Origin of the sequence: Bradyrhizobium sp. UFLA01-814 (assembly GCF_046718885.1) — a bacterium.
Taxonomy (GTDB): Bacteria; Pseudomonadota; Alphaproteobacteria; order Rhizobiales; family Xanthobacteraceae; genus Bradyrhizobium; species Bradyrhizobium elkanii.
Genome location: NZ_JAQOSR010000367.1, coordinates 1 through 1,212, shown reverse-complemented (window position 1 = coordinate 1,212; position 1,212 = coordinate 1). Strand labels below are relative to the sequence as shown.

Below are 1,212 nucleotides of genomic sequence, written 5' to 3'. Positions count from 1 at the left end.
CTAGTGTCCCGAGTCACAAGTTCGCAATCATAGATTCGCAGTAGATTCGCGTCGCTGTGCCAAGGATGGAGGCAAACGGCGACGGAGTCTCCAATGGCTGTCCAGCAACTTGCCCCCCTGATATTGAGCGATGATGAGTGGGCCGAACTGACGTCGCTGACGATGCGGCGGAAGACGGCGCAGGCGCTGGCTCTGAGAGCCCGGATCGTGCTGGCCTGTGCGGAAGGTGGTCAGAACACGGAAGTGGCGGCCAAGCTTGGGCTGGACCGACAGACCGTAGGCAAATGGCGGCGGCGTTTTATGGAGCAGCGTGTGGCCGGGCTGCACGACGAGCCGCGTTCCGGCGCGCCGCGCACGATTGACGACACCCGCATCGAAGCCGTGATCGTGAGGACGTTGGAGAGTTGCCCTGAGAACGCCACTCATTGGAGCTCCCGCGACATGGCGAAGACCAGCGGCCTATCGGTGTCGACGGTACAACGCATCTGGCGGGCCTTCGGGCTCCAGCCGCACCGGATGGAGACGTTCAAGCTCTCGACCGATCCGAACTTTGTGGCCAAAGTGCGCGATGTCGTGGGCCTCTACGTCTCACCGCCGGAGCACGCCATCGTTCTGTGTGTGGATGAGAAATCCCAAATCCAGGCGCTGGACCGCAGCCAGCCGATGTTGCCGATGCGTCCCGGCCAGGCGGCCCGAAGGAGCCACGACTACAAAAGGCTTGGCACCACATCGCTGTTCGCTGCCCTCGATATTGCGACCGGACGGGTCATTGGCAAGTGCTACGGGCGCCACCGCACCGCCGAGTTCCGCAAGTTCCTCGACGAGATCGAGGCTGCCGTACCGCGCGACCTCGACGTTCATCTCGTCATGGACAATTACGTCACGCACAAGACCCCAATGATCCGGAGATGGTTGGCCAAACGGCCGCGTTGGCACGTGCACCTGACCCCGACCAGTTCGTCATGGCTCAACCAAGTCGAGCGCTTCTTCGCGCTCCTCACCGATAAGAAGATCAGGCGCGGCGTCTATCGCAGCGTAGCCGCCCTCAGGGCGGACATCGCCACGTTCATCGAACGACACAACGCCGATCCCAAACCGTTCCGATGGACCAAATCCGCCGATGACATCCTTGCTTCCATCGAGCGCTTCTGCCGCTACAATGCCCCGCCAAAACACGACGCGATGTTGCGAACTTCTGGTTCAGGACACTAG

The 1,212-nt window shown here is 61.7% G+C and carries 1 protein-coding gene; it reads left to right on the top strand.

Going from position 1 to position 1,212, the window contains the following annotated elements; translation table 11 throughout:
• Nucleotides 1-93: 93 nt before the first annotated feature.
• Entirely contained in the window at nt 94-1,212 is a 1,119-nt protein-coding gene (locus PMN64_RS42850) for an IS630 family transposase (protein ID WP_411785118.1), read from the top strand.

Coding starts and splice junctions, on each gene's coding strand:
- PMN64_RS42850 (WP_411785118.1), top strand. CDS start 94: ATGGCTGTCCAGCAACTTGCCCCCCTGATATTGAGCGATGATGAGTGG.